Source organism: Nocardioides sp. SYSU D00065, from assembly GCF_017916425.1.
Classification (GTDB): domain Bacteria; phylum Actinomycetota; class Actinomycetes; order Propionibacteriales; family Nocardioidaceae; genus Nocardioides.
This window is the reverse complement of sequence record NZ_JAFMSX010000003.1, coordinates 1-18,406: the sequence shown is the minus strand read 5'-3', so window position 1 is coordinate 18,406 and position 18,406 is coordinate 1. Positions and strand designations below refer to the sequence as shown.

At 74.0% G+C, this 18,406-nt stretch carries 18 protein-coding genes; 7 read left to right on the top strand and 11 right to left on the bottom strand.

Annotated features, from left to right (window positions below):
- Window positions 1–18 precede the first annotated feature (18 nt).
- The 6 genes from J3P41_RS13580 to J3P41_RS13555 are packed head-to-tail and all read right to left on the bottom strand — an operon-like array spanning window position 19 to window position 4,613.
- The gene (locus J3P41_RS13580; protein WP_210650916.1) at window positions 19–441 is read right to left on the bottom strand and encodes a hypothetical protein; all 423 of its coding nucleotides are present in this window, start codon (window positions 439–441) and stop codon (window positions 19–21) included.
- Complete coding sequence (locus J3P41_RS13575; protein ID WP_210650915.1) at window positions 438–797, bottom strand: hypothetical protein; 360 nt, start codon at window positions 795–797, stop codon at window positions 438–440. Before J3P41_RS13575 ends, J3P41_RS13580 begins: the two co-directional genes overlap by 4 nt.
- Window positions 798–828: 31 nt before the next feature.
- Entirely contained in the window at window positions 829–3,069 is a 2,241-nt protein-coding gene (locus tag J3P41_RS13570) for a cation-translocating P-type ATPase (RefSeq protein ID WP_210650914.1), read from the bottom strand.
- Window positions 3,059–4,030 carry a hypothetical protein gene (locus J3P41_RS13565; RefSeq protein ID WP_210650913.1) on the bottom strand — a complete coding sequence of 324 codons (972 nt, stop codon included), beginning with the start codon at window positions 4,028–4,030 and terminating at the stop codon, window positions 3,059–3,061. The genes J3P41_RS13570 and J3P41_RS13565 overlap by 11 nt, the downstream gene beginning before the upstream one ends.
- 20 nt (window positions 4,031–4,050) lie before the next feature.
- Window positions 4,051–4,263, bottom strand: a complete 213-nt coding sequence (locus tag J3P41_RS13560; RefSeq protein WP_210650912.1) for a heavy-metal-associated domain-containing protein — start codon at window positions 4,261–4,263, stop codon at window positions 4,051–4,053.
- 47 nt (window positions 4,264–4,310) lie between these two features.
- Window positions 4,311–4,613, bottom strand: coding sequence for a metal-sensitive transcriptional regulator (locus J3P41_RS13555; protein ID WP_210650911.1), 303 nt, complete (start codon window positions 4,611–4,613; stop codon window positions 4,311–4,313).
- Between the two features lie 203 nt (window positions 4,614–4,816).
- Between J3P41_RS13555 and J3P41_RS13550 the strand changes: the two genes are divergently transcribed.
- Window positions 4,817–5,431: a response regulator transcription factor gene (locus tag J3P41_RS13550; protein WP_210650910.1), complete on the top strand. Its 615-nt coding sequence runs from the start codon at window positions 4,817–4,819 to the stop codon at window positions 5,429–5,431.
- Window positions 5,432–5,434: 3 nt separating this feature from the next.
- Here the strand turns inward: J3P41_RS13550 and J3P41_RS13545 are convergent, their stop codons facing one another.
- Window positions 5,435–6,250, bottom strand: coding sequence for a glycerophosphodiester phosphodiesterase family protein (locus J3P41_RS13545; protein ID WP_210650909.1), 816 nt, complete (start codon window positions 6,248–6,250; stop codon window positions 5,435–5,437).
- Between the two features lie 141 nt (window positions 6,251–6,391).
- Between J3P41_RS13545 and J3P41_RS13540 the strand changes: the two genes are divergently transcribed.
- Both J3P41_RS13540 and J3P41_RS13535 read left to right on the top strand, forming a co-directional pair.
- Window positions 6,392–10,246, top strand: coding sequence for a Pls/PosA family non-ribosomal peptide synthetase (locus J3P41_RS13540; protein WP_307861986.1), 3,855 nt, complete (start codon window positions 6,392–6,394; stop codon window positions 10,244–10,246).
- 28 nt (window positions 10,247–10,274) lie between these two features.
- Complete coding sequence (locus tag J3P41_RS13535; protein ID WP_210650907.1) at window positions 10,275–11,555, top strand: M1 family metallopeptidase; 1,281 nt, start codon at window positions 10,275–10,277, stop codon at window positions 11,553–11,555.
- Here the strand turns inward: J3P41_RS13535 and J3P41_RS19325 are convergent.
- Together J3P41_RS19325 and J3P41_RS13525 are read right to left on the bottom strand one after the other, a co-directional pair.
- Complete coding sequence (locus tag J3P41_RS19325; protein WP_210650906.1) at window positions 11,521–12,018, bottom strand: 4'-phosphopantetheinyl transferase superfamily protein; 498 nt, start codon at window positions 12,016–12,018, stop codon at window positions 11,521–11,523. The two genes, J3P41_RS13535 and J3P41_RS19325, sit on opposite strands and share 35 nt — an antisense overlap.
- Window positions 12,019–12,035: 17 nt before the next feature.
- Entirely contained in the window at window positions 12,036–12,422 is a 387-nt protein-coding gene (locus J3P41_RS13525; protein WP_210650905.1) for a tetratricopeptide repeat protein, read from the bottom strand.
- Between the two features lie 155 nt (window positions 12,423–12,577).
- Between J3P41_RS13525 and J3P41_RS13520 the strand changes: the two genes are divergently transcribed.
- The 4 genes from J3P41_RS13520 to J3P41_RS13505 all read left to right on the top strand — a co-directional run bounded on the left by J3P41_RS13520 (window position 12,578) and on the right by J3P41_RS13505 (window position 15,778).
- Window positions 12,578–13,735, top strand: coding sequence for a CE1758 family FMN-dependent luciferase-like monooxygenase (locus J3P41_RS13520; RefSeq protein ID WP_210650904.1), 1,158 nt, complete (start codon window positions 12,578–12,580; stop codon window positions 13,733–13,735).
- Complete coding sequence (locus J3P41_RS13515; RefSeq protein ID WP_210650903.1) at window positions 13,732–14,394, top strand: FMN reductase; 663 nt, start codon at window positions 13,732–13,734, stop codon at window positions 14,392–14,394. Before J3P41_RS13520 ends, J3P41_RS13515 begins: the two co-directional genes overlap by 4 nt.
- Before the next feature lie 142 nt (window positions 14,395–14,536).
- Window positions 14,537–14,953 carry a PRC-barrel domain-containing protein gene (locus J3P41_RS13510; RefSeq protein WP_210650902.1) on the top strand — a complete coding sequence of 139 codons (417 nt, stop codon included), beginning with the start codon at window positions 14,537–14,539 and terminating at the stop codon, window positions 14,951–14,953.
- A gap of 297 nt (window positions 14,954–15,250) precedes the next feature.
- Window positions 15,251–15,778 (top strand): glyoxalase/bleomycin resistance/extradiol dioxygenase family protein, encoded by a 528-nt coding sequence (locus J3P41_RS13505; RefSeq protein WP_210650901.1) that lies wholly within the window; start codon window positions 15,251–15,253, stop codon window positions 15,776–15,778.
- Between the two features lie 33 nt (window positions 15,779–15,811).
- Here J3P41_RS13505 and J3P41_RS13500 read toward each other — a convergent pair whose 3' ends face one another.
- Window positions 15,812–16,669, bottom strand: coding sequence for a hypothetical protein (locus J3P41_RS13500; protein WP_210650900.1), 858 nt, complete (start codon window positions 16,667–16,669; stop codon window positions 15,812–15,814).
- 53 nt (window positions 16,670–16,722) lie between these two features.
- The gene (locus J3P41_RS13495) at window positions 16,723–18,225 is read right to left on the bottom strand and encodes an SDR family NAD(P)-dependent oxidoreductase (protein ID WP_210650899.1); all 1,503 of its coding nucleotides are present in this window, start codon (window positions 18,223–18,225) and stop codon (window positions 16,723–16,725) included.
- Between the last annotated feature and the right edge of the window lie 181 nt (window positions 18,226–18,406).

Here is an 18,406-nt window from a genome sequence, read left to right as displayed (position 1 = left end):
GGTGGCCGCGTCCGGGGCCTACGTCCGGGGCGAGTGCGTCCTGGTGTGCACCAGCCAGGCGATCCCGGCGAACGGCAGCACGAGGGGCAGCCAGCCGTAGCCGGCACCGTACGCCGACCACACGGTCTGGTCGGGGAACAGCTCGGGGTCGAGCACGGTCAGGGTGCCGACCGTGAGCACGCCGGCGAGCTCGAAGGCCACCGCCGCCCACGCCGTCCGGCGCGGGGACGGACCCACCTCCGCCAACCCCAGCGTGGCGGCGACGTAGACCAGTCCGGCGACGGCGGAGAGCGAGTAGGCCAGGGGCGCCTCGCCGGCCTTCGTCAGCAGCTGCACGAGCGAGCGCGCGGTCGCGGCGAGGGCGAACACGCCGTAGACGGCGACCAGGACGCGGCCGAGGCCGGTGCTGGTCGAGGTGCGCCCCGACGTGCGCGCGCTCACGACGGCCACACCTGCATGACGCGTACGACGACGAAGGCCTGCGCCAGCCCCGCCACGAGCAGCACCGCGGTCGCGCCGCGGCTGCGCTCGGCCAGGGACCACACGAAGCCGAGCGGCAGCAGCACCAGGCCCGCCACGAGGTAGCCGAAGAGGGTGACGACCGCGCCGCCGGACAGGTCCACGTCGCCGACCTGGACCGCCGCGACCACGAGCAGCACCAGCGTCGCCGCCTCGAGCAGGGCGGCGAGGCCGAGCAGGCCCCAGTCGGGCGTGCGGTCCAGCACGACGTAGACCAGCACGACGGCGGCGAACAGCAGCGAGCCGACGAGCAGCGCGAGGGGCAGGGGTCCGTCCACGACGGGCGATTCTCGCAGGCCGCGCCGCGGCTCAGGCGAGCGAGGACCGGAAGCCCCGCAGCCGGAGGCTGTTGGTCACCACGAACACGCTCGAGAACGCCATCGCCGCGCCGGCGAGCATCGGGTTGAGCAGCCCGGCGGCGGCGAGCGGAAGGGCGGCGACGTTGTAGGCGAAGGCCCAGAACAGGTTCCCCTTGATCGTCCCCAGGGTCCGCCGGGAGAGCCGGATCGCGTCGACGGCCACGAGGAGGTCGCCCCGCACGAGCGTGAGGTCGCTGGCCTCGATCGCCACGTCGGTGCCGGTGCCCATCGCCAGGCCGAGGTCGGCGCGGGCGAGCGCGGCCGCGTCGTTGACCCCGTCGCCGACCATCGCGACGACCTTGCCGGCGGCCTGGAGCCGCTGCACCTCGGCCACCTTGTCGGAGGGCAGCACGTCGGCGACGACGGTGTCGATGCCGACCTGGTCGGCGACGTGGCGGGCGGCGGCCGCGTTGTCGCCGGTCAGCAGGACCGGCGTCAGTCCGAGGCCGCGCAGGCGGGCGACGGCCTCGGCGGAGGTGGGCTTCACCGTGTCGCCCACGACGATCACGCCACGCGCCCGGCCGTCCCACCCCACGGCCACCGCCGTGCGACCGGCGCCCTGGGCCGCAGCGACCGCGCCGGACAGCTCGGGTGGCAGATGCTGGGCCCACTCGGCGAGCAGGCTGGGCCGGCCGACGACGACGGCGTGCCCGTCGACGACGCCCTGCACGCCTAGGCCCTCGCGGTTGGCGAAGTCCTCCACCGCGGGCAGCGAACCGGGCACGGCGGCGATCGCCCGGCCGATGGGGTGCTCGGACGCCGACTCGAGCGCGGCGGCGAGGCGGCGTACGTCGTCGGCGGACTCGCCGGGTGCGGCCACCACGTCGTGCACGGTCATCTCGCCGGTCGTGACGGTGCCGGTCTTGTCGAGCACCACGGTGTCGACGCGGCGGGTGGACTCGAGCACCTCCGGGCCCTTGATGAGGATGCCGAGCTGGGCACCGCGGCCGGTGCCGACCATGAGGGCGGTCGGCGTGGCCAGCCCCAGCGCGCAGGGGCAGGCGATGATCAGCACCGCGACGGCTGCCGTGAAGGCCGCCGTGGTGCCGGCGCCGGCGCCCAGCCAGAAGCCGAGCGTCGCCACGGCCAGGCCGATCACGACCGGGACGAAGATCCCGGAGACGCGGTCGGCGAGGCGCTGCACCTCGGCCTTGCCGTTCTGCGCGTCCTCGACGAGCCGGGCCATCTGGGCCAGCTGGGTGTCGGCACCGACCCGGGTGGCCCGCACGACGAGCCGGCCGCCGGCGTTGACGGTGGCTCCGACGACGGGGTCCCCCGGCCGGACCTCGACCGGCACGGACTCGCCGGTGAGCATCGAGGCGTCGACCGCCGACGTGCCCTCCACGACCTCGCCGTCGGTCGCGACCTTCTCCCCGGGGCGTACGACGAAGGTGTCGCCGACGAGCAGCTGGTCGACCGGGATCCGGGTCTCGACGCCGTCGCGCAGCACCGCGACGTCACGTGCGCCGAGCTCGAGCAGGGCGCGCAGCGCAGCCCCCGCACGACGCTTGGAACGGTGCTCGAGCCAGCGGCCGGCGAGGAGGAAGGTGGTCACGCCGGCGGCGGCCTCGAGGTAGAGGTTGCCGGCGCCGTCGGTGCGGTCGATGGGGATGCGGAAGGGGTGGGTCATCCCGGGCTCGCCGGCCGTGCCGAGGAAGAGCGCCCACAGCGACCAGCCGAAGGCGGCCAGCACGCCGACCGAGACGAGGGTGTCCATCGTGGTGGCACCGTGGCGCAGGTTGGTCCACGCGGCTCGGTGGAAGGGCAGCGCTCCCCACACCACGACCGGTGCGGCCAGGGCCAGCGAGGCCCACTGCCAGTAGGTGAACTGCCAGGCGGGCACCATCGCCATCGCCACGACGGGGACGCTCAGCGCGGCGCTGACGAGCAGCCGCTGGAGCAGCGGGTCGTGCTCGGGGACCCCGTCGGCCCGGTCGGCCCCGTCCGCCTCGGCCGTCGTCGGCAGGGTGGCGGCGTAGCCGGCGGCCTCGACGGTGCGGAGCAGCTCGTCGGGGGACAGCGTCGCCGGATAGGTGACCTTCGCCTTCTCGGTCGCGTAGTTGACCGAGGCGCTGACCCCGTCGAGCTTGTTGAGCTTGCGCTCGATGCGGTTGGCGCACGACGCGCACGTCATGCCGGTGATTGCGAGCTCGACGTCGGTGAGGGGACCTGTCGTGGACTCAGTGGGCATGGTCCGTGCCTCCTTCGTGCTCGTGGCTGGTGCCGCTGTCGTCGTTGCTGCGGGGGACGCTGGGGACGCCGCCGGACTCGACGGTGAAGGCGGCGGTGTGGACGGCGCCCCGGTGCGCGAAGTCCAGGAACAGGCGGTACGTCCCGGGTGTGGGGAACGCCGTCGCGAAGTCGATGCCCGGCCCCGGCCGGCCCTCCTCGGGATGGACGTGCAGGTAGCCGAGGTCGCCGGCGCGGATCGCGACGAGGTGTCCGAACGCGCCGAGGTAGGGCTCGAGGTCGGTGACGGGTCGGCCGTCGAGCTCGATCCGCGTGGTCAGCACCGTCTCCGCGCCCGGGGCGGTGTCGCCGCCGAGCGTGACGGTGTAGGTGCCCTCGGGCGTCGCGATGCTCGCCGAGCGGTCGTCGGCGGGGAGCGGCGCGGGCTCGAAGTCGCCGGGCACGGCCAGGTCGTCGGCGAGGGTGATGCCCTCCCAGCCCGCCGGCGCGAGGTCGGCGACGACCCGCCACACGCCGGGCGACAGGCGCACCTCGGTCGACCAGGTGCCGGTCGCTTCGTCGAGACGCGGGTGCACGTGCTGGAAGCCGGTGAGGTCGCGCCGTACGACGATCAGGTGCAGGTCCTTCTCGTGCTGGCGCGTGTGGTCGAGCAGGGGCCGCCCGCTCGAGGTGAGCACCTGGAAGTCCAGCCGCGTGCGCCCGGCCGGCAGCGTGCGGTCGGCGAGCGCCAGGGTGAAGCCGTCCACCCGGGCGGTCAGCCCGGTGGCGTCCGCGACGCCGGAGCCGTGGCCTGCCGAGCCGTGACCGGCAGGATCGTACTCGCCAGGATCGTGCGTGCCCGATCCCTCGTGCGCGACCGGCTCGGCGTCGAGTGGCCCGACCAGCCGGCCGCCGCCCCAGGCCAGCGCGAAGGCGGTGGCGAGGGCCGTGACGAACGCGGCGACGCGGACAGGGGTGCTCATGGTGGCTCCTGGGTCAGGGATCAGGCGTCGGCGAGGGCGTAGCCCGCCTCCTCGACGGCGGCACGCACGGCCGAGGCGTCGAGGGGTGCGGTGCTGGTGACGGTGACGGCTCCGGTCTCCACGACGACGTCGACGGACTCGACGCCGGCGATCTCGGAGATCTCCTCGCTGACGGAGGTGGCGCAGTGGCCGCAGGTCATGCCGGTCACGGTGAACGACTGGGTCTGGCTCATGGGGTGCTCCTCGGGGTTCGGGTGGGGGACTCGGGCATGTGGGTGGTTCAGGACCTCACGAGGCGCGCGATGGCCTCCGAGGCCTCCTTGATCTTCTGCTCCTGCTCGGCACCGCCTTGGCGGGCCGCGTCCACCAGGCAGTGGGCCATGTGGTCGTCGAGGAGCGAGAGAGCGAGGGCCTGCAGAGCCTTGGTGGCTGCGGAGACCTGGGTCAGGACGTCGATGCAGTAGGCCTCCTGCTCCACCATGCGCTGGATGCCGCGCACCTGCCCCTCGATGCGGCGCAGCCGCTTGAGGTGGGCCTGGACGGCGTCGTCGTTGCCCTGCAGGTGCCCGTGGTGCTCGCTCATGTCGTCGACCATACCCCCCCGGGGTATTGCGGACAATCCAGGGCCCACCTGTCGGGGTGGGAAAACCGCCCGGTGCACGCGGAAGCGGGGCTCCGGCAGGCGACCGGAGCGGGCGACGTCGCCTACAGTCGGTGGTGGCGATCTGGGGGTCGTCGAGGGGCGTACGCACGTACGCCTCTGTCGTACGACGTGTGAGGACCCCCATGACCATCCGTGTTGCCCTGCTGGGCGGCGACGAGCTCGTCCGCCGTGGACTCGAAAGCATGCTCAGGACCCTCGGGGGCTTCGAGCTCGGCAGCGTGAAGGACCGCGCTCACGCCCCCATCGACGTCGCCCTCGTCGAGACCTTCGGCGCGCGCGCGGACACCAACCTGCAGCGGGCCGTCGCCGACCCCTACATCAGGCACGTCGCCGTCTTCACCTGGAACCACCAGCCGGCCCTCGTCCACGAGGTGGTCGGCACGGGCGTGGCCGGCTACCTCAGCAAGAGCCTGAGCGCCGCGCAGCTCGGCCGGGCGCTGCGAGCCATCGAGATGGGCGAGTTCGTCGTGGCACCGCGCCAGCCGGTCCCGGCCCGCAGCGGCCTGAGGACCTCGAGCGAGGTCGACCTGCTCACCGTCCGCGAGCGCGAGACGGTGGCCCACATCGCGACCGGCAAGAGCAACAACGAGATCGCCGAGGAGATGCAGATCTCGCTCAACTCGGTGAAGTCCTACATCCGCAGCGCCTATCGCAAGACCGGTGTGCAGAGTCGCAGCCAGGCGGTCCTGTGGGCGGTCTCCCACGGGGTCCGCGCCGAGGTGCTGGACCGGGCCTGAGCCTCACCCGTCCTGCAGCGCCAGCCCCGCGGGCGCGACCGGCGGCGCCGGTCGTAGGTCCGCCCGCGTCCACTGGCCGCGGCTGATCAGCACCTCGCGCAGCACGTCGGGGCGGTCGGTGATGATGCCGTCGACGCCGGCGTCGAGCAGCGAGCGCATGGTGGCGGCGTCGTCGACGGTCCACACGACGACCCGGATCCCCATCTCGTGGGCGCGCGCGACGACCCGCTCGGAGTGGACCGGCAGCCGCCCCAGGCGCAGCGGCACGTGGGCGAACGCGCCGCCCGCCACCCCGAGGGGACGGACGCCGCCGCGCGAGCAGGCGATGAGGGCCGTCAGGGCGCGCCAGCCGAGCGCCGTGGTGACGCCCGGCGCCTGGTCCTGCAGGCGGCTGAGCCAGCGGCTGCGGGCGCCGGCGACGCAGATCCGCTCCGCCCAGCCCGGGTGGGCGCGCAGCAGGCGGGCCATCGCACCGATGGACGCCTCGTCCTTGAGGTCGATCGCGAACCGTGCCTGCGGGAAGGTCGCCATCGCCTCGGTGAGGGTCGGCACCTGGTCGGTGCCCCCCACCCGCAGGCGGCGGATGTCGGCGAGGTCGAGGTCCGCGACGCGTCCCGGGTGCCCGGTGACGCGACGCAGGGTGGCGTCGTGGAAGCACACGACGTGCCCGTCGTGGGTGGTGTGCACGTCGGTCTCGAGGTGGGTCAGGCCCAGTGAGGTGGCCCGCCCGAAGGCGGCCAGCGTGTTCTCGGGTGCGAGTCCCATGCCGCCGCGGTGCGCGATGGCGAGCGGGCCGGTGTGGTCGCCGTAGCTGGTCACGGACCCAGCATGGGCCGCCGTGCCCTGGCTGTCGCGGTGCGGCGGGCCCGGCGAGCGAGTGTTCACCGAGGCTTCGTCGGGGCGTCCGGGTCCCGACACGCGTTCACCTGCTGGTCGCCGGCACCCCCCACAATGCGCGGCGTGCCGCACCCTCTCCTGCCCTCGCTCCTCGCCGGTGACCGGGCACCGGCACCGCGGACGCTCGTCGACATCCTGCGCGCCACGGCGGCCTACTACGCCGACGAGCCGGCGGTCGACAGCGGCGTCGCCGTGCTGACGTACGCCGAGCTCCTCGAGGCGGCCGACACACTCGCCGACGAGCTGGCCCAGGCGGGCGTCGGCCCCGGGGACAAGGTGGCGGTGCGGGTGCGGTCCGGGACGACCGACCTCTACGTCGCGATCCTCGGCGTGCTGTGCGCCGGAGCGGCGTACGTCCCCCTCGACGCCGACGACCCGGACGAGCGGGCGCGGGTCGTCGTCGCGGAGTCGCGCGCCGCGGCGATCGTCGGCAACGACCTGGCGGTCAGCGTCACCCGGGTCCAGCCCCCGCGGCCCCGGCGCGACCCGGTGCCGTCCGACGACGCGTGGGTGATCTTCACCTCCGGCTCGACAGGCACCCCCAAGGGCGTCGCCGTCACCCACCGCAACGCCGCCGCCTTCGTCGACGCCGAGGCCGCGCTCTTCCTCCAGGACGCGCCGATCGGACCCGGCGACCGCGTGATGGCGGGCCTCAGCGTGGCCTTCGACGCCAGCTGCGAGGAGATGTGGCTGGCCTGGGCCTACGGCGCCTGCCTGGTCCCCGCACCCCGCTCGCTGGTCCGCTCCGGGGTCGACGTCGGCCCGTGGCTGGTCGCCAACGGCGTCACCGTCGTCTCCACCGTGCCCACCCTGGTCTCGCTGTGGCCGGCGGAGTCCCTGGCGCGGGTGCGGCTGCTGATCATGGGCGGCGAGGCGTGCCCGCCCGAGCTGGCCGCCCGGCTCCAGGCGCCGGGCCGTGAGGTGTGGAACACCTACGGCCCCACCGAGGCGACGGTGGTGGCGTGCGCCGCGCTGCTCGACGGCGGCGAGCCGGTCCGGATCGGACTGCCCCTCGACGGGTGGGACCTCGCGGTCGTCGACGCCGCCGGTGAGCCGGTCGCCGAGGGCGAGTCGGGCGAGCTGATCATCGGCGGCGTCGGCCTGGCCCGCTACCTCGATCCCGAGAAGGACGCCGCCGCCTACGCCCCCATGCCGGCGCTGGGCTGGGACCGCGCCTACCGCTCCGGCGACGTGGTGCGCAACGACCCGCTGGGCCTGGTCTTCGCCGGCCGCGCCGACGACCAGGTCAAGATCGGCGGGCGCCGCATCGAGCTCGGCGAGCTCGACGACCAGCTGCTCCGGCTTCCGGGCGTGGTCTCCGCCGCCGCCGCCGTCCGGTCCACCAGGTCGGGCAACAAGCTCCTCGTCGGCTACCTCACCGTCGACGCGTCGTACGACGCCGCCGCCGCGGCCGACCTGCTGCGCGAGCGCCTGCCCGCCGCCCTCGTGCCGCGGCTGGCTGTGGTGGAGGAGATGCCGACGCGCACGAGCGGCAAGGTGGACCGCGACGCACTGCCCTGGCCCCTTCCGGGCGCCGGAGCGGCGCGCGAGGGAGGCCTCGACGAGACCGAGGCATGGCTGGCCGGGATCTGGTCCGACGTCCTCGGGGCGGAGGCCACCAGTCCCCGCGACGACTTCTTCGCCTTCGGCGGCGGGTCGCTCACCGCCGCCCAGGTGGTGAGCCGGATCCGCGAGCGCCACCCGGAGGTCGTGGTCGGCGACGTCTACGAGAACCCCACGATCGGCGCCCTCGCCGCGGCGCTGCCCAGGCTCTCGACCGGGTCCACCCAGACCGACCGCCACGTCGTGCCGCTGCGCCGCAAGACCCAGGCCGGCCAGCTGCTGGCCTTCTGGCCACTGCGCGCGCTGGCCGGGATGCGGTGGCTGACCTGGTTGATGATCGCCAGCACCGTGGCCCACGGCGCCCTCGACCTGGCCTGGCTCCCGACGTACCCGCTCTGGGCGCTGATCGTCCTGGGATGGTTCTTCCTCGTCCCGCCGGGACGGATGACGCTCGCCGCGCTGCTGGCCCGTCTCGTGCTGCGCGGCGTGACGGCGGGCGAGCACCCACGCGGCGGCAAGGTGCACCTGCGCATCTGGCTGGCCGAGCGGATCCAGGACGAGCTCGCCGCCCGCGCGCTCGCGGGCGCCCCGTGGTTCCCGGCGTACGCCCGGCTCCTGGGCAACCGGGTCGGCCGGGGCGTGGACCTGCACACGCTGCCGAGCGTGACCGGGATGCTCACCGTCGGCAAGGGCGCGGCGATCGAGCCCGAGGTGGACCTGGCCGGGCACTGGATCGACGGCGACGCGCTCCACGTGGGGCCGATCACCGTGGGGGCGCGCGCCCGCGTCGGGGCGCGGTGCACCCTCGCGCCGGGCGCGGTCGTGGGCAAGGACGCCGAGGTGGCGCCGGGGTCGTACGTCGACGGCGTCGTGCCCGCCGGGGAGTACTGGTCGGGGGCTCCGGCGGAGCGCCAGGCGGACCGGGCTCGCGGGCCGTGGCAGGGCGAGGCGTCCTCGTCCGGGGACGGCGTCTGGCTGGGTGCCTACGGCGCGCTCGCCTGGCTCATCGCGACGCTGCCCGCCGTCGCGCTGGCGTGCGGCGGCCTCGTGCTGCTGCCCGCGGTGCGCGGTGCCGACTCGCTCGGCGACGCCGTCCGCGCCGGCTGGCCCTGGCTGCCCCTGGCCACCCTGGTGACGTACGCCGTCCTGGCGCTGCTGGTGCTCGGGCTGGTGCGGGTGCTCGGCGCGGGGATGAGCGACGGCCACGTCCCGGTGCGCTCCGGCACCGGGGTTCGCATCTGGGGCACCCTCCGCGTGCTGGACGAGGCCCGCACCTGGCTGTTCCCGCTCTACTCCAGCGCGCTCACGCCGACCTGGCTGCGCCTCCTCGGCGCGCGGGTCGGCGAGGGCGTGGAGGCCTCCACGGTCCTGCTGATCCCGCGTTTCACCACGATCGGGGACCACGCGTTCCTGGCTGACGACACGCTGGTGGGCTGCTACGAGCTCGGGGGCGGTTGGATGCGCGTGGCCCACGTCAAGATCGGCAAGCGCGCCTTCGTCGGCAACTCCGGCATGGCGGCTCCGGGCCGCAAGGTCCCCAAGGAGTCGCTGGTCGCGGTGCTGTCCGCCGCCCCGGCGCGGCGGGAGGCGAAGGCACGGTCGTCCTGGGTCGGCAGCCCGCCGACCAGGCTGCGCCGCTCCGCCGCGGCGGGCGACGGCTCGCGGACCTACGACCCACCGACGCGGCTGCGGGTGGCCCGCGGCGCGGTGGAGCTGGTGCGGGTCGTGCCCATGCTCGTGCTGGCCCACCTGGTCGCGGGCGTGGCGCTGGGAATCGGATGGCTGATGCAGCAGAGCCTGGGGGTCGCGGTGCTGACGGCCGGCCCGGTCCTCCTGCTGGCCGGGATCGCGGCGGCCGGCATCTCCACCCTGGCCAAGTGGGTGCTGGTGGGCCGGCACCGCGTCGGCGAGCACCCCCTGTGGTCGTCCTTCGTGTGGCGCAACGAGCTGGCCGACGCCTTCACCGAGGTGGTGGCGGCACCGTGGTTCGCCGGGCCGGCGCAGGGCACGGTCGCCCTCAACGTGTGGTTGCGCAGCCTCGGCGCGCGGATCGGCCGCGGCGTGTGGGTCGACAGCTACTGGCTCCCGGAGACCGACCTGGTCCGGCTCGACGACGGGGCCACGGTCAACCGCGGCTGCGTGGTGCAGACCCACCTCTTCCACGACCGGGTGCTGAGCATGGACGAGGTCGTGCTGCGCGCCGGCGCGACGCTCGGTCCCAACAGCGTGATCCTGCCCGCCGCGAGCATCGGCCGGCACACCACCGTCGGTCCGGTGTCGCTGGTGATGCGCGGCGAGGCGGTGCCCTCGCGCACCCGCTGGATCGGCAACCCCATCGGCCCGTGGGAGGCGTGAGGTGACCAGCGGATACGCTGCTTCGGCGATGACCGACCCCTACGTGCCCGACCACGGCGACACCTCGTTCGGGGTGCGCCACTACTCCCTCGGGCTGGCCTACAAGGTGGTCGGCAACCGGCTCGACGGCGACGCCCGCCTCACCTGCGTCGCCCACGCCGACCTCGAGTCGATCACCCTCGACCTGGCCGGCCTGCGGGTCGCCAAGGTGTGGGTGCGGGGCCGTCAGGTCCGCCACCACCACCGCCGCAACCGGCTCGAGGTGCCGGTCTCGGCGAGCCGGGGCGAGGAGTTCGAGGTCCGCGTCGGCTACTCCGGCAACCCGCAGCCCGTGCGCGCGCGCCACCTCGGCACCGCCGGGTGGGAGGAGCTAGCCGACGGGGTGATCGTCGCCGCGCAGCCCCACGGCGCCCCGACGTGGTTCCCCTGCAACGACCGCCCCGCCGACAAGGCGACCTACGCGGTCACGGTCGCGGCACCGCAGGACTACCACGTCGCGATGTCCGGCGAGCTGACCGGCCGCACCCGACGCGGGTCGACCGTGGAGTGGACCTACGAGATGACCACGCCCATGGCGACCTACCTCGCGACCTGCCAGATCGGGCGCTACGTCTCCCGCGAGCTGTCCGACCGCGTCGTCGTCGTCGCCCCCGGCGACCTGTCCGGGCCGGCGTACGACGCCTCGTTCGGGCAGCAGCCGGCGATGATGGACTTCTTCGAGGAGCGCTTCGGCGACTACCCGTTCGACACGTACACGTGCGTGGTGACCGACGACGACCTCGAGATCCCGCTGGAGTCGCAGTCGCTGTCGACCTTCGGGCGCAACTTCGCCTCCGAGGACTGGGACGCCGTGCGGCTGGTCGCGCACGAGCTCGCCCACCAGTGGTTCGGCAACGCGGTCACGCTCACGGAGTGGAAGGACATCTGGCTGCACGAGGGCTTCGCCTGCTACGCCGAGTGGCTGTGGTCCGAGCAGTCCGGGCGCCGGTCGGCGCACGAGTGCGCGCGCCACCACCACGAGCTGCTGGCGGACCTCGACCAGGACCTCCTGCTCGCGGACCCCGGCCCGGAGCTGATGTTCGACGACCGCGTCTACAAGCGGGGCGCGCTGACGCTGCACGCGCTGCGCACGACCGTGGGCGACGACGCCTTCTTCTCGGTGCTCCGCACCTGGGTGGCCGACAACACCGGCGGCAGCGTGACGACGGCCGACTTCGAGGCCCTCGTCGAGGACGTCACGGGGTCGCCGCAGGGCGCGCTGCTCGACGCGTGGCTCAGGGAGCTCCCGCTCCCCGACCTCCCCAGCTGACGGCCGCCACGTAGCCCTCGGGCGCGTCGAGGTCGGCCCACCGCTCCTCGGCGAGCAGGACGGCGCCCATCGGTGTCGCCAGGCCGGTTCCGCGTGCCTTGAGCACCGCCTCCTTGCGCGCCCAGGCGCGCGCCCGAGCGACGTCGTCCGTGGCCACCTCGCCGCCGGCCAGCACCAGGCCCGGGTCCCAGCGCGACGCGACCGCGGCCACCGACTCGACGTCCACGCCGACCGGGCGGTCGGCGATCGCGGTCAGGAGGTGGGGGCCGGACCGGGACAGCGACACGTGGTGGCGGGTGCCGCCGACGCGAAGCCACGGGCGCCCGTGCCTCGACGACCCGCACCGCGGGCACAGGCGCCCGCTGGTGACGAGCCCGGCGGCAGCGCGCAGGTGGGCGGCGGCGTGCAGCTCGAGTGCCCGGCGAGCGCCGGTGTCGGTGGCGTGCCAGCGGACGTCGTACACCCGGTCGTCGCGGGGCGTCAGCTGCGGTAGCCGCCGAGCAGCTCGGCCAGTCGCAGGTGCGGCTGCGCCTCCTCGCGCCGGCCCTGGCGCTGGAGCGCGCGGCCCAGGAGCAGGTGGGCGTAGGGCTCGTTGGGGTCGTGCTCGAGCAGCTCGGTGGCGACCCGGATGGTGCCGTCGAGCTGCGCGGAGTGGAACAGCGAGCGCGCGAGCAGCAGGCGTACGTCGGTGAGCTCGTGCCGGACCTCGCCGGGGTCGTCGAGCAGCTCGGTCAGGAGCACGGCGGCCTCGCGGTAGGCGCGCTCCTCGAACAGGGCCTGCGCGCGCACCCAGCGGTCGTGCGTCGTGTCCTCGAGCAGGCCCGCGTGCCCGCGCAGGAGGTCCTCGAACGGGGTGAAGTCGGTCATCGTCGCTCCTCTCGCGCCGGTCGCCTTCGGGGGGTACCCCGAGCGTGCGCCCGGATGCCGGCCCAACGCCGTACGCCTCGCGGCGATTCCACGGAATACTGGGCGGGGCAGCCCCGTTGGAGGTGATACAAACTTCAACCAAGTCGGAGGACACCATGCAGTTCGGCATCTTCAGCGTCGGCGACGTCACCACGGACCCGACCGACGGGACCACCCCGTCCGAGGCCGAGCGGATCGCCTCGATGACCCAGCTGGCGCTCAAGGCCGAGGAGGTCGGGCTCGACGTCTTCGCGACCGGCGAGCACCACAACCCGCCGTTCGTCGTGTCCTCGCCGACGACCCACCTCGGCTACATCGCCGCCAGGACGGAGAAGCTGCTGCTCTCCACGTCCACGACGCTGATCACCACCAACGACCCGGTGAAGATCGCCGAAGACTACGCCTTCCTGCAGCACCTCTCGGGCGGGCGCGTCGACCTGATGATGGGCCGCGGCAACACCGGCCCGGTCTATCCGTGGTTCGGCAAGGACATCCGCGACGGCATCAAGCTCGCCGTGGAGAACTACCACCTGCTGCGCAAGCTGTGGCGCGAGCCGGTCGTCAACTGGCAGGGCCAGTTCCGCACGCCGCTCCAGGGCTACACCTCCACCCCGGCGCCGCTGGACGGCACGCCGCCCTTCGTGTGGCACGGCTCCATCCGCAGCACCGAGATCGCCGAGCAGGCGGCCTACTACGGCGACGGCTTCTTCCACAACCACATCTTCTGGAACAAGGAGCACACCGAGCAGATGGTGCGGCTCTACCGCCGGCGCTTCGAGCACTACGGGCACGGCGCCGCCGACCAGGCGATCGTCGGCCTCGGCGGGCAGGTGTTCATGGCCGGCACGGAGGCCGAGGCCAAGCGCGTGTTCCGGCCTTACTTCGACAACGCCCCGGTCTACGGCCACGGCCCCTCCCTGGAGGATTTCAGCACGATGACGCCGCTCACCGTCGGCACGACCGAGCAGGTCATCGAGCGCACCCTCGGCTTCGCCGACTACGTCGGCGACTACCAGCGGCAGATGTTCCTCGTCGACCACGCGGGACTGCCGACGTCGCTGGTGCTGGAGCAGGTGGAGATGCTCGGCACCGAGGTCGTGCCGGTGCTCCGGGCGGAGTTCGAGCGGCGTCGTCCCGCCCACGTGCCCAGCGACCCGCCCACCCACGCCTCCCTCGTGGCGGCCGGGCCCGAGGCGCCGCACCACCTCGTCGAGCCGGCCCGAGCCCGTGTCGAGGCCGCCCAGGCCGCCCAGGCCGCCGGGTCGAACGCATGACCCGGCGCATCGTGGTCGTCACGGCCGGGCTGACCGTCCCGTCCTCGACCCGGCTGCTGGCCGACCAGGTCGCGGAGGCGACTTCGGCACAGGTCACCGCGCGGGGCGAGGCGGTCGAGATCGACTTCGTCGAGGTGCGCGAGGTCGCCGGCGAGCTGACGACGTTCATGGTCACCGGCGGCATCCCCACCCCGCGGCTGACCGCGCTGCGCGAGCAGATCGCCTCCGCCGACGGCCTCATCGCGGTCACGCCGGTCTTCAACGGCGGCTACAGCGGGCTGTTCAAGATGTTCTTCGACGCCCTCGACCCCGACTCGCTCACCGGTACGCCGGTGCTGGTCGCCGCGACCGCCGGGACCGCGCGCCACCAGCTGGTCCTCGACCACGCCATGCGGCCGCTGTTCGCCTACCTCCGCGCGGTCGTCGTACCCACCGGGGTGTTCGCGGCGACCGAGGACTTCGGCAGCCACGGCCTGTCCGACCGGATCACCCGCGCGGCGGCCGAGCTCGCGGCGGCGGTGCTGAGCCAGGGCGGCTACGGCGTCGGCGGCTTCGCCCCCGACCTGGCGGCACGCCCGCGGCGCAGCTCGGGCACCGAGGTCGAGGCCGAGGTGACGCCGTTCGGCGACCTGCTCCGAGGCCACAGCGGCACGGACTGAGGCTCCGGCTGAGCGCCAGCCGAGCTCCAGCTGAGCTCCAGTCGAGGCGGGCGCGCGCCGGCACCACCCCGACGCGGGTGGCGACGAGCCGCGGCGCGTGGTTGCCTCGCAGGGTCATGCACCGCCGACCCTGGAGGAGACCATGAGCGACACCGTCTGGAGCTACCGCGACAGCGAGTGGGCGCAGGACCGCGACCTGGTGGGCTACGACGTCGAGGGCGAGGACGGGTCGCTCGGCACCGTCGACCGCGCCACCGCCGACACCGACGGGGCGTGGCTCGTCGTCGACACCGGCTTCTGGATCTTCGGCAAGAAGCGGGTGATCCCGGCCGGCACCGTCGTCGGGATGGACCACGACGGACGCCGGATCATCGTCAACGTGAGCAAGGACCAGGTGAAGCAGGCCCCGGACTACGACGAGGGCTCCTGGGACGAGCAGGCCCGCGGCCTGCACGCCGAGCACTACACCCAGCGCACCGGCCACGAGAACCGCGAGGACCTGCCCGGCCAGGCGTGGTCGACCGGCGAGGGCGCCGGAGGCAACGTGGGCGAGCGGTGAGCCCCGTCCGCGTCCGCCCGCTCGGTGGCGGCATCGGCTGCCTGATGATGATCCTCGTCTCCGTGGTCCTGTCGGTGCTGCTGACGGTGCTGCTGAACCTCGGACGCTGAGGCGCTCGCCGGCACGACACCGCCCCGCGGGTGTGGTTGCATCCTGTACCAACATGGTTGCGTCGCTCGTGGGAGCACGACGTACTCGGGGAGGGGACGCCATGGACGACATCGCGAGGAGCCGCGCCGCCGCGCTCGACGGGGCCAGAGCTCGCCCGGTCGGCCGCCGGCGATCCTGCCGGGTGCGGTGATCCCCACCGGAAGGGCCGCGGAGCCGACGCCCGATCCGCGCCCCTCGACGCCGGGCGTGCTGCCGCGCCCGCGGCTCGGGCCGGACGGGACCGAGGCCGCCACCGGTGGCACGACCACGGTCGCGAGCCGGCTCGCCCCGTACCTCACCTTCCGCGACGGCCGCGCCGGCGAGGCGATGGAGTTCTACCGGTCGGTGCTGGGCGGCGAGCTGGTCCGCACGTCTCACGGTGACGCGCGGTTGGAGACCCCGGCGGGCCTCACGCTGCTCGGCGCCGAGGAGTGCCCCGGCCAGCAGGGACCCGCCGTCGGCGGCCGCGTCTCGCTGAGCCTGTCGGCCAGCCACCGCGACGCCGAGCAGGTGCGGGCGTGGTTCGCCGGGCTCGCTCACGGGGGTGCCGTCACGCGCCCGCTCGAGGTCACCGCGCACGGTGACGAGGTCGGCACGGTGGTCGACCGCTACGGCGTCACGTGGCGGGTCGGCATCGCCGCGGACGACGCGGACGAGGGCCGCTCACCAGGGTGAGGGCTGGGGGTCGCGACGCGCGCCGTGAGCGCATCACGCGACGGGCGGGAGCGTGCCGGAGTAGGTGCCCTCGAGCTCGCGGGTGACCAGGCGGACGCCCTCCAGTGCCAGACGGCGCTTCTTGCGCGCCAGCGCCACCGACTCGTTCCTGACGGTGGCGGCCCGGTCGGTCTGCCACTCCTTCCAGGCCTGCGAGCGCCCGCTCTCCTCGATCTCCGCCACCCGCTGCTCGTAGACCCGCGCGGCACGGGCGACCTGCCTCGTGTACGCCGCTCGGGCGGCTCGGTCCGTGGCCCGCGATCGCACGAACTCGCGGCGGGCCAGCGAGGTTCCGGAGAGGGTCACGCTCCACCACGATCCCGTGTGGACGGTCGACACCGTCGCACCGACCAGCTCGGGCGGCAGGCCGGGCTCGGCGCCGATGACCTCCGTCTCGTGGCCCCGGAACGCCTCGACGCCCAGCACCTCGACGTTGTTCGGCACGTCGTACCAGCCGCCCGAGTAGAGGCGGAGCGGACCGGCGGTGGACGAGCAGGAACGCCCCTCCTCCTGGGGGACGCCGTCGAGCGCGTAGTCGAACCCCCGGCACGAGCTGTTGCGGACCACCTTCACCGAGGCGCCGCGCGGCAGCGCCCCGCGGACGTAGAGGACCTCGCAGGTGACGCCGGTGAAGTCGAGCCGGTCGACCCCGACCCGCACGCCGGGCAGGCCGTCGACCGGGACGAGGCTGCGTGCCACGCGGGTCGAGGGGCCGGACGGGGCGTCCTCCACCGTCCCCCCGTCGGTGCAGGCAGCGGCGCGCCAGTCCTTCGGAGCGGGCGCGGCCGCTGCAGCCGTGGACGGGACGAGCATGGATGCGGCGAGGACGGCCGCGAGGGTCAGGATGCGCACGCGCCGGAGTCTAGGGACCGGTGAGCCTGGCGGGCGCGTTTCCAGCAGGCCGCTCACCAGGGTGAGGGCTGGTAGTCCTTCACGAAGCAGCCGAACAGGTCCGTGCCGGCCTCGCCCTGCACGATCGGGTCGTAGACGCGCGCCGCTCCGTCGACCAGGTCGAGCGGGGCGTGCCAGCCCTCGGCGGCGATGCGCAGCTTGTCCTGGTGCGGTCGCTCGTCGGTGATCCAGCCGGTGTCGACCGCGGTCATCAGGATCCGGTCGGTCTCGAACATCTCGCCCGACGACGTCCGGGTGAGCATGTTGAGCGCGGCCTTGGCCATGTTGGTGTGCGGGTGCCCCGCGCCCTTGTAGCGGCGCGAGAACTGGCCCTCCATCGCCGACACGTTGACGACGTACGCCCGCCCGGACGCCGCGCCCGCAGCCGCGGCCGCGAGCGCCGGGCGCAGCCGGGAGACGAGCAGGAACGGGGCGATCGAGTTGCACAGCTGCACCTCGAGCAGCTCCAGCGGGTCGACCTCGCCGACGGTCTGGGTCCACGAGTTGGTGGTCTGCAGGTCGGGCAGCAGGCCGCCGGCGTCGACGGCCGTCCCGGCCAGGTGGGCGTCGAGGGACGCGTGTCCGGCCTTGAGCGCGAGCGCGGTGAGGGTGGCAGCGTTGTGCACGGCGCGCGCGTGCTCGACCGACTCGCCCTCGTGGTGCGCGACCGCGGTGTCGCGCAGCGCGCCCGCGATCGCGGCGGGGTGCGCCTCGGAGACGTGGTCGAAGGTGACCACCTCGGGCAGCGCCACCCCGGCGGGGAGCGGGAGGGACTCGCCCTCGACCAGCGGGGCGTAGGCGCCCGGCGTGCGGCGTACGGTCTGGCACGCGTTGTTGATCAGCACGTCGAGCGGCCCGGCGGCGGCGACGTCGTCGGCCAGCGACAGCACCTGGGTCGGGTCCCGCAGGTCGATGCCGACGACCTTGAGCCGGTCGATCCACTCGGGCGCGTCGGGCAGCGAGCTGAACCGGCGTACGGCGTCCTTGGGGAAGCGGGTGGTGATGGTGGTGTGCGCGCCGTCGCGGAGCAGACGCAGCGCGATGTACATGCCGATCTTGGCGCGGCCGCCGGTGAGCAGCGCGCGCCTGCCGGTGAGGTCGGTGCGCTGGTCGCGCTTGGCGTGGCTCATGGCCGCGCACGAGGGGCACAGCCAGTGGTAGAACGCGTCGACGAGGGTGAAGTCCTGCTTGCAGATGTAGCAGCCGCGGGGGTTGAGCAGCTCACCGGCGAAGGCGCCGGTGGTCGTGGACACCAGCGGAAGGCCCGCCGTCTCGTCGTCGATGCGCATCGGCGACCCCGTCGCGGTCCGCGCGGTGACGGCCTGGTCGTGCGCCAGCTCGGCGGCCCGCTTGGCCAGCTTGCGCTCGGCCTTGATCGCCTTGTACATGCCCGATGCGGCGCGCTTGACGCGGATGTGGTCGGGGTGGTCGCCGGGCAGCTGGTGCACCTGCTGCAGGACGCGGACGGTCGTCGCGAGGTCGTCCGGGTCGATCCCCTGCGGGTGCTGCTCGTTCACCGGAGCAGGGTACGGGCGATGTTGCGATCCCCGGCTATCCGGGGAAGCTGGAGGTTACCGGCCGAAGTTTCGGGGGTGAGGCTCCAGTTTCACCGGCTAGCTGTACTGATCGGTGAGGTTGGTCAACCGGGTGATCGGTGCTGACCCGCCGATTGCGGTGTGGGGCCGGTGGTGGTTGTAC

Coding starts and splice junctions, on each gene's coding strand:
- J3P41_RS13570 (WP_210650914.1), bottom strand. CDS start 3,069: ATGCCCACTGAGTCCACGACAGGTCCCCTCACCGACGTCGAGCTCGCA.
- J3P41_RS13565 (WP_210650913.1), bottom strand. CDS start 4,030: ATGAGCACCCCTGTCCGCGTCGCCGCGTTCGTCACGGCCCTCGCCACC.
- J3P41_RS13560 (WP_210650912.1), bottom strand. CDS start 4,263: ATGAGCCAGACCCAGTCGTTCACCGTGACCGGCATGACCTGCGGCCAC.
- J3P41_RS13555 (WP_210650911.1), bottom strand. CDS start 4,613: ATGAGCGAGCACCACGGGCACCTGCAGGGCAACGACGACGCCGTCCAG.
- J3P41_RS13550 (WP_210650910.1), top strand. CDS start 4,817: ATGACCATCCGTGTTGCCCTGCTGGGCGGCGACGAGCTCGTCCGCCGT.
- J3P41_RS13535 (WP_210650907.1), top strand. CDS start 10,275: ATGACCGACCCCTACGTGCCCGACCACGGCGACACCTCGTTCGGGGTG.
- J3P41_RS13525 (WP_210650905.1), bottom strand. CDS start 12,422: ATGACCGACTTCACCCCGTTCGAGGACCTCCTGCGCGGGCACGCGGGC.
- J3P41_RS13520 (WP_210650904.1), top strand. CDS start 12,578: ATGCAGTTCGGCATCTTCAGCGTCGGCGACGTCACCACGGACCCGACC.
- J3P41_RS13515 (WP_210650903.1), top strand. CDS start 13,732: ATGACCCGGCGCATCGTGGTCGTCACGGCCGGGCTGACCGTCCCGTCC.
- J3P41_RS13510 (WP_210650902.1), top strand. CDS start 14,537: ATGAGCGACACCGTCTGGAGCTACCGCGACAGCGAGTGGGCGCAGGAC.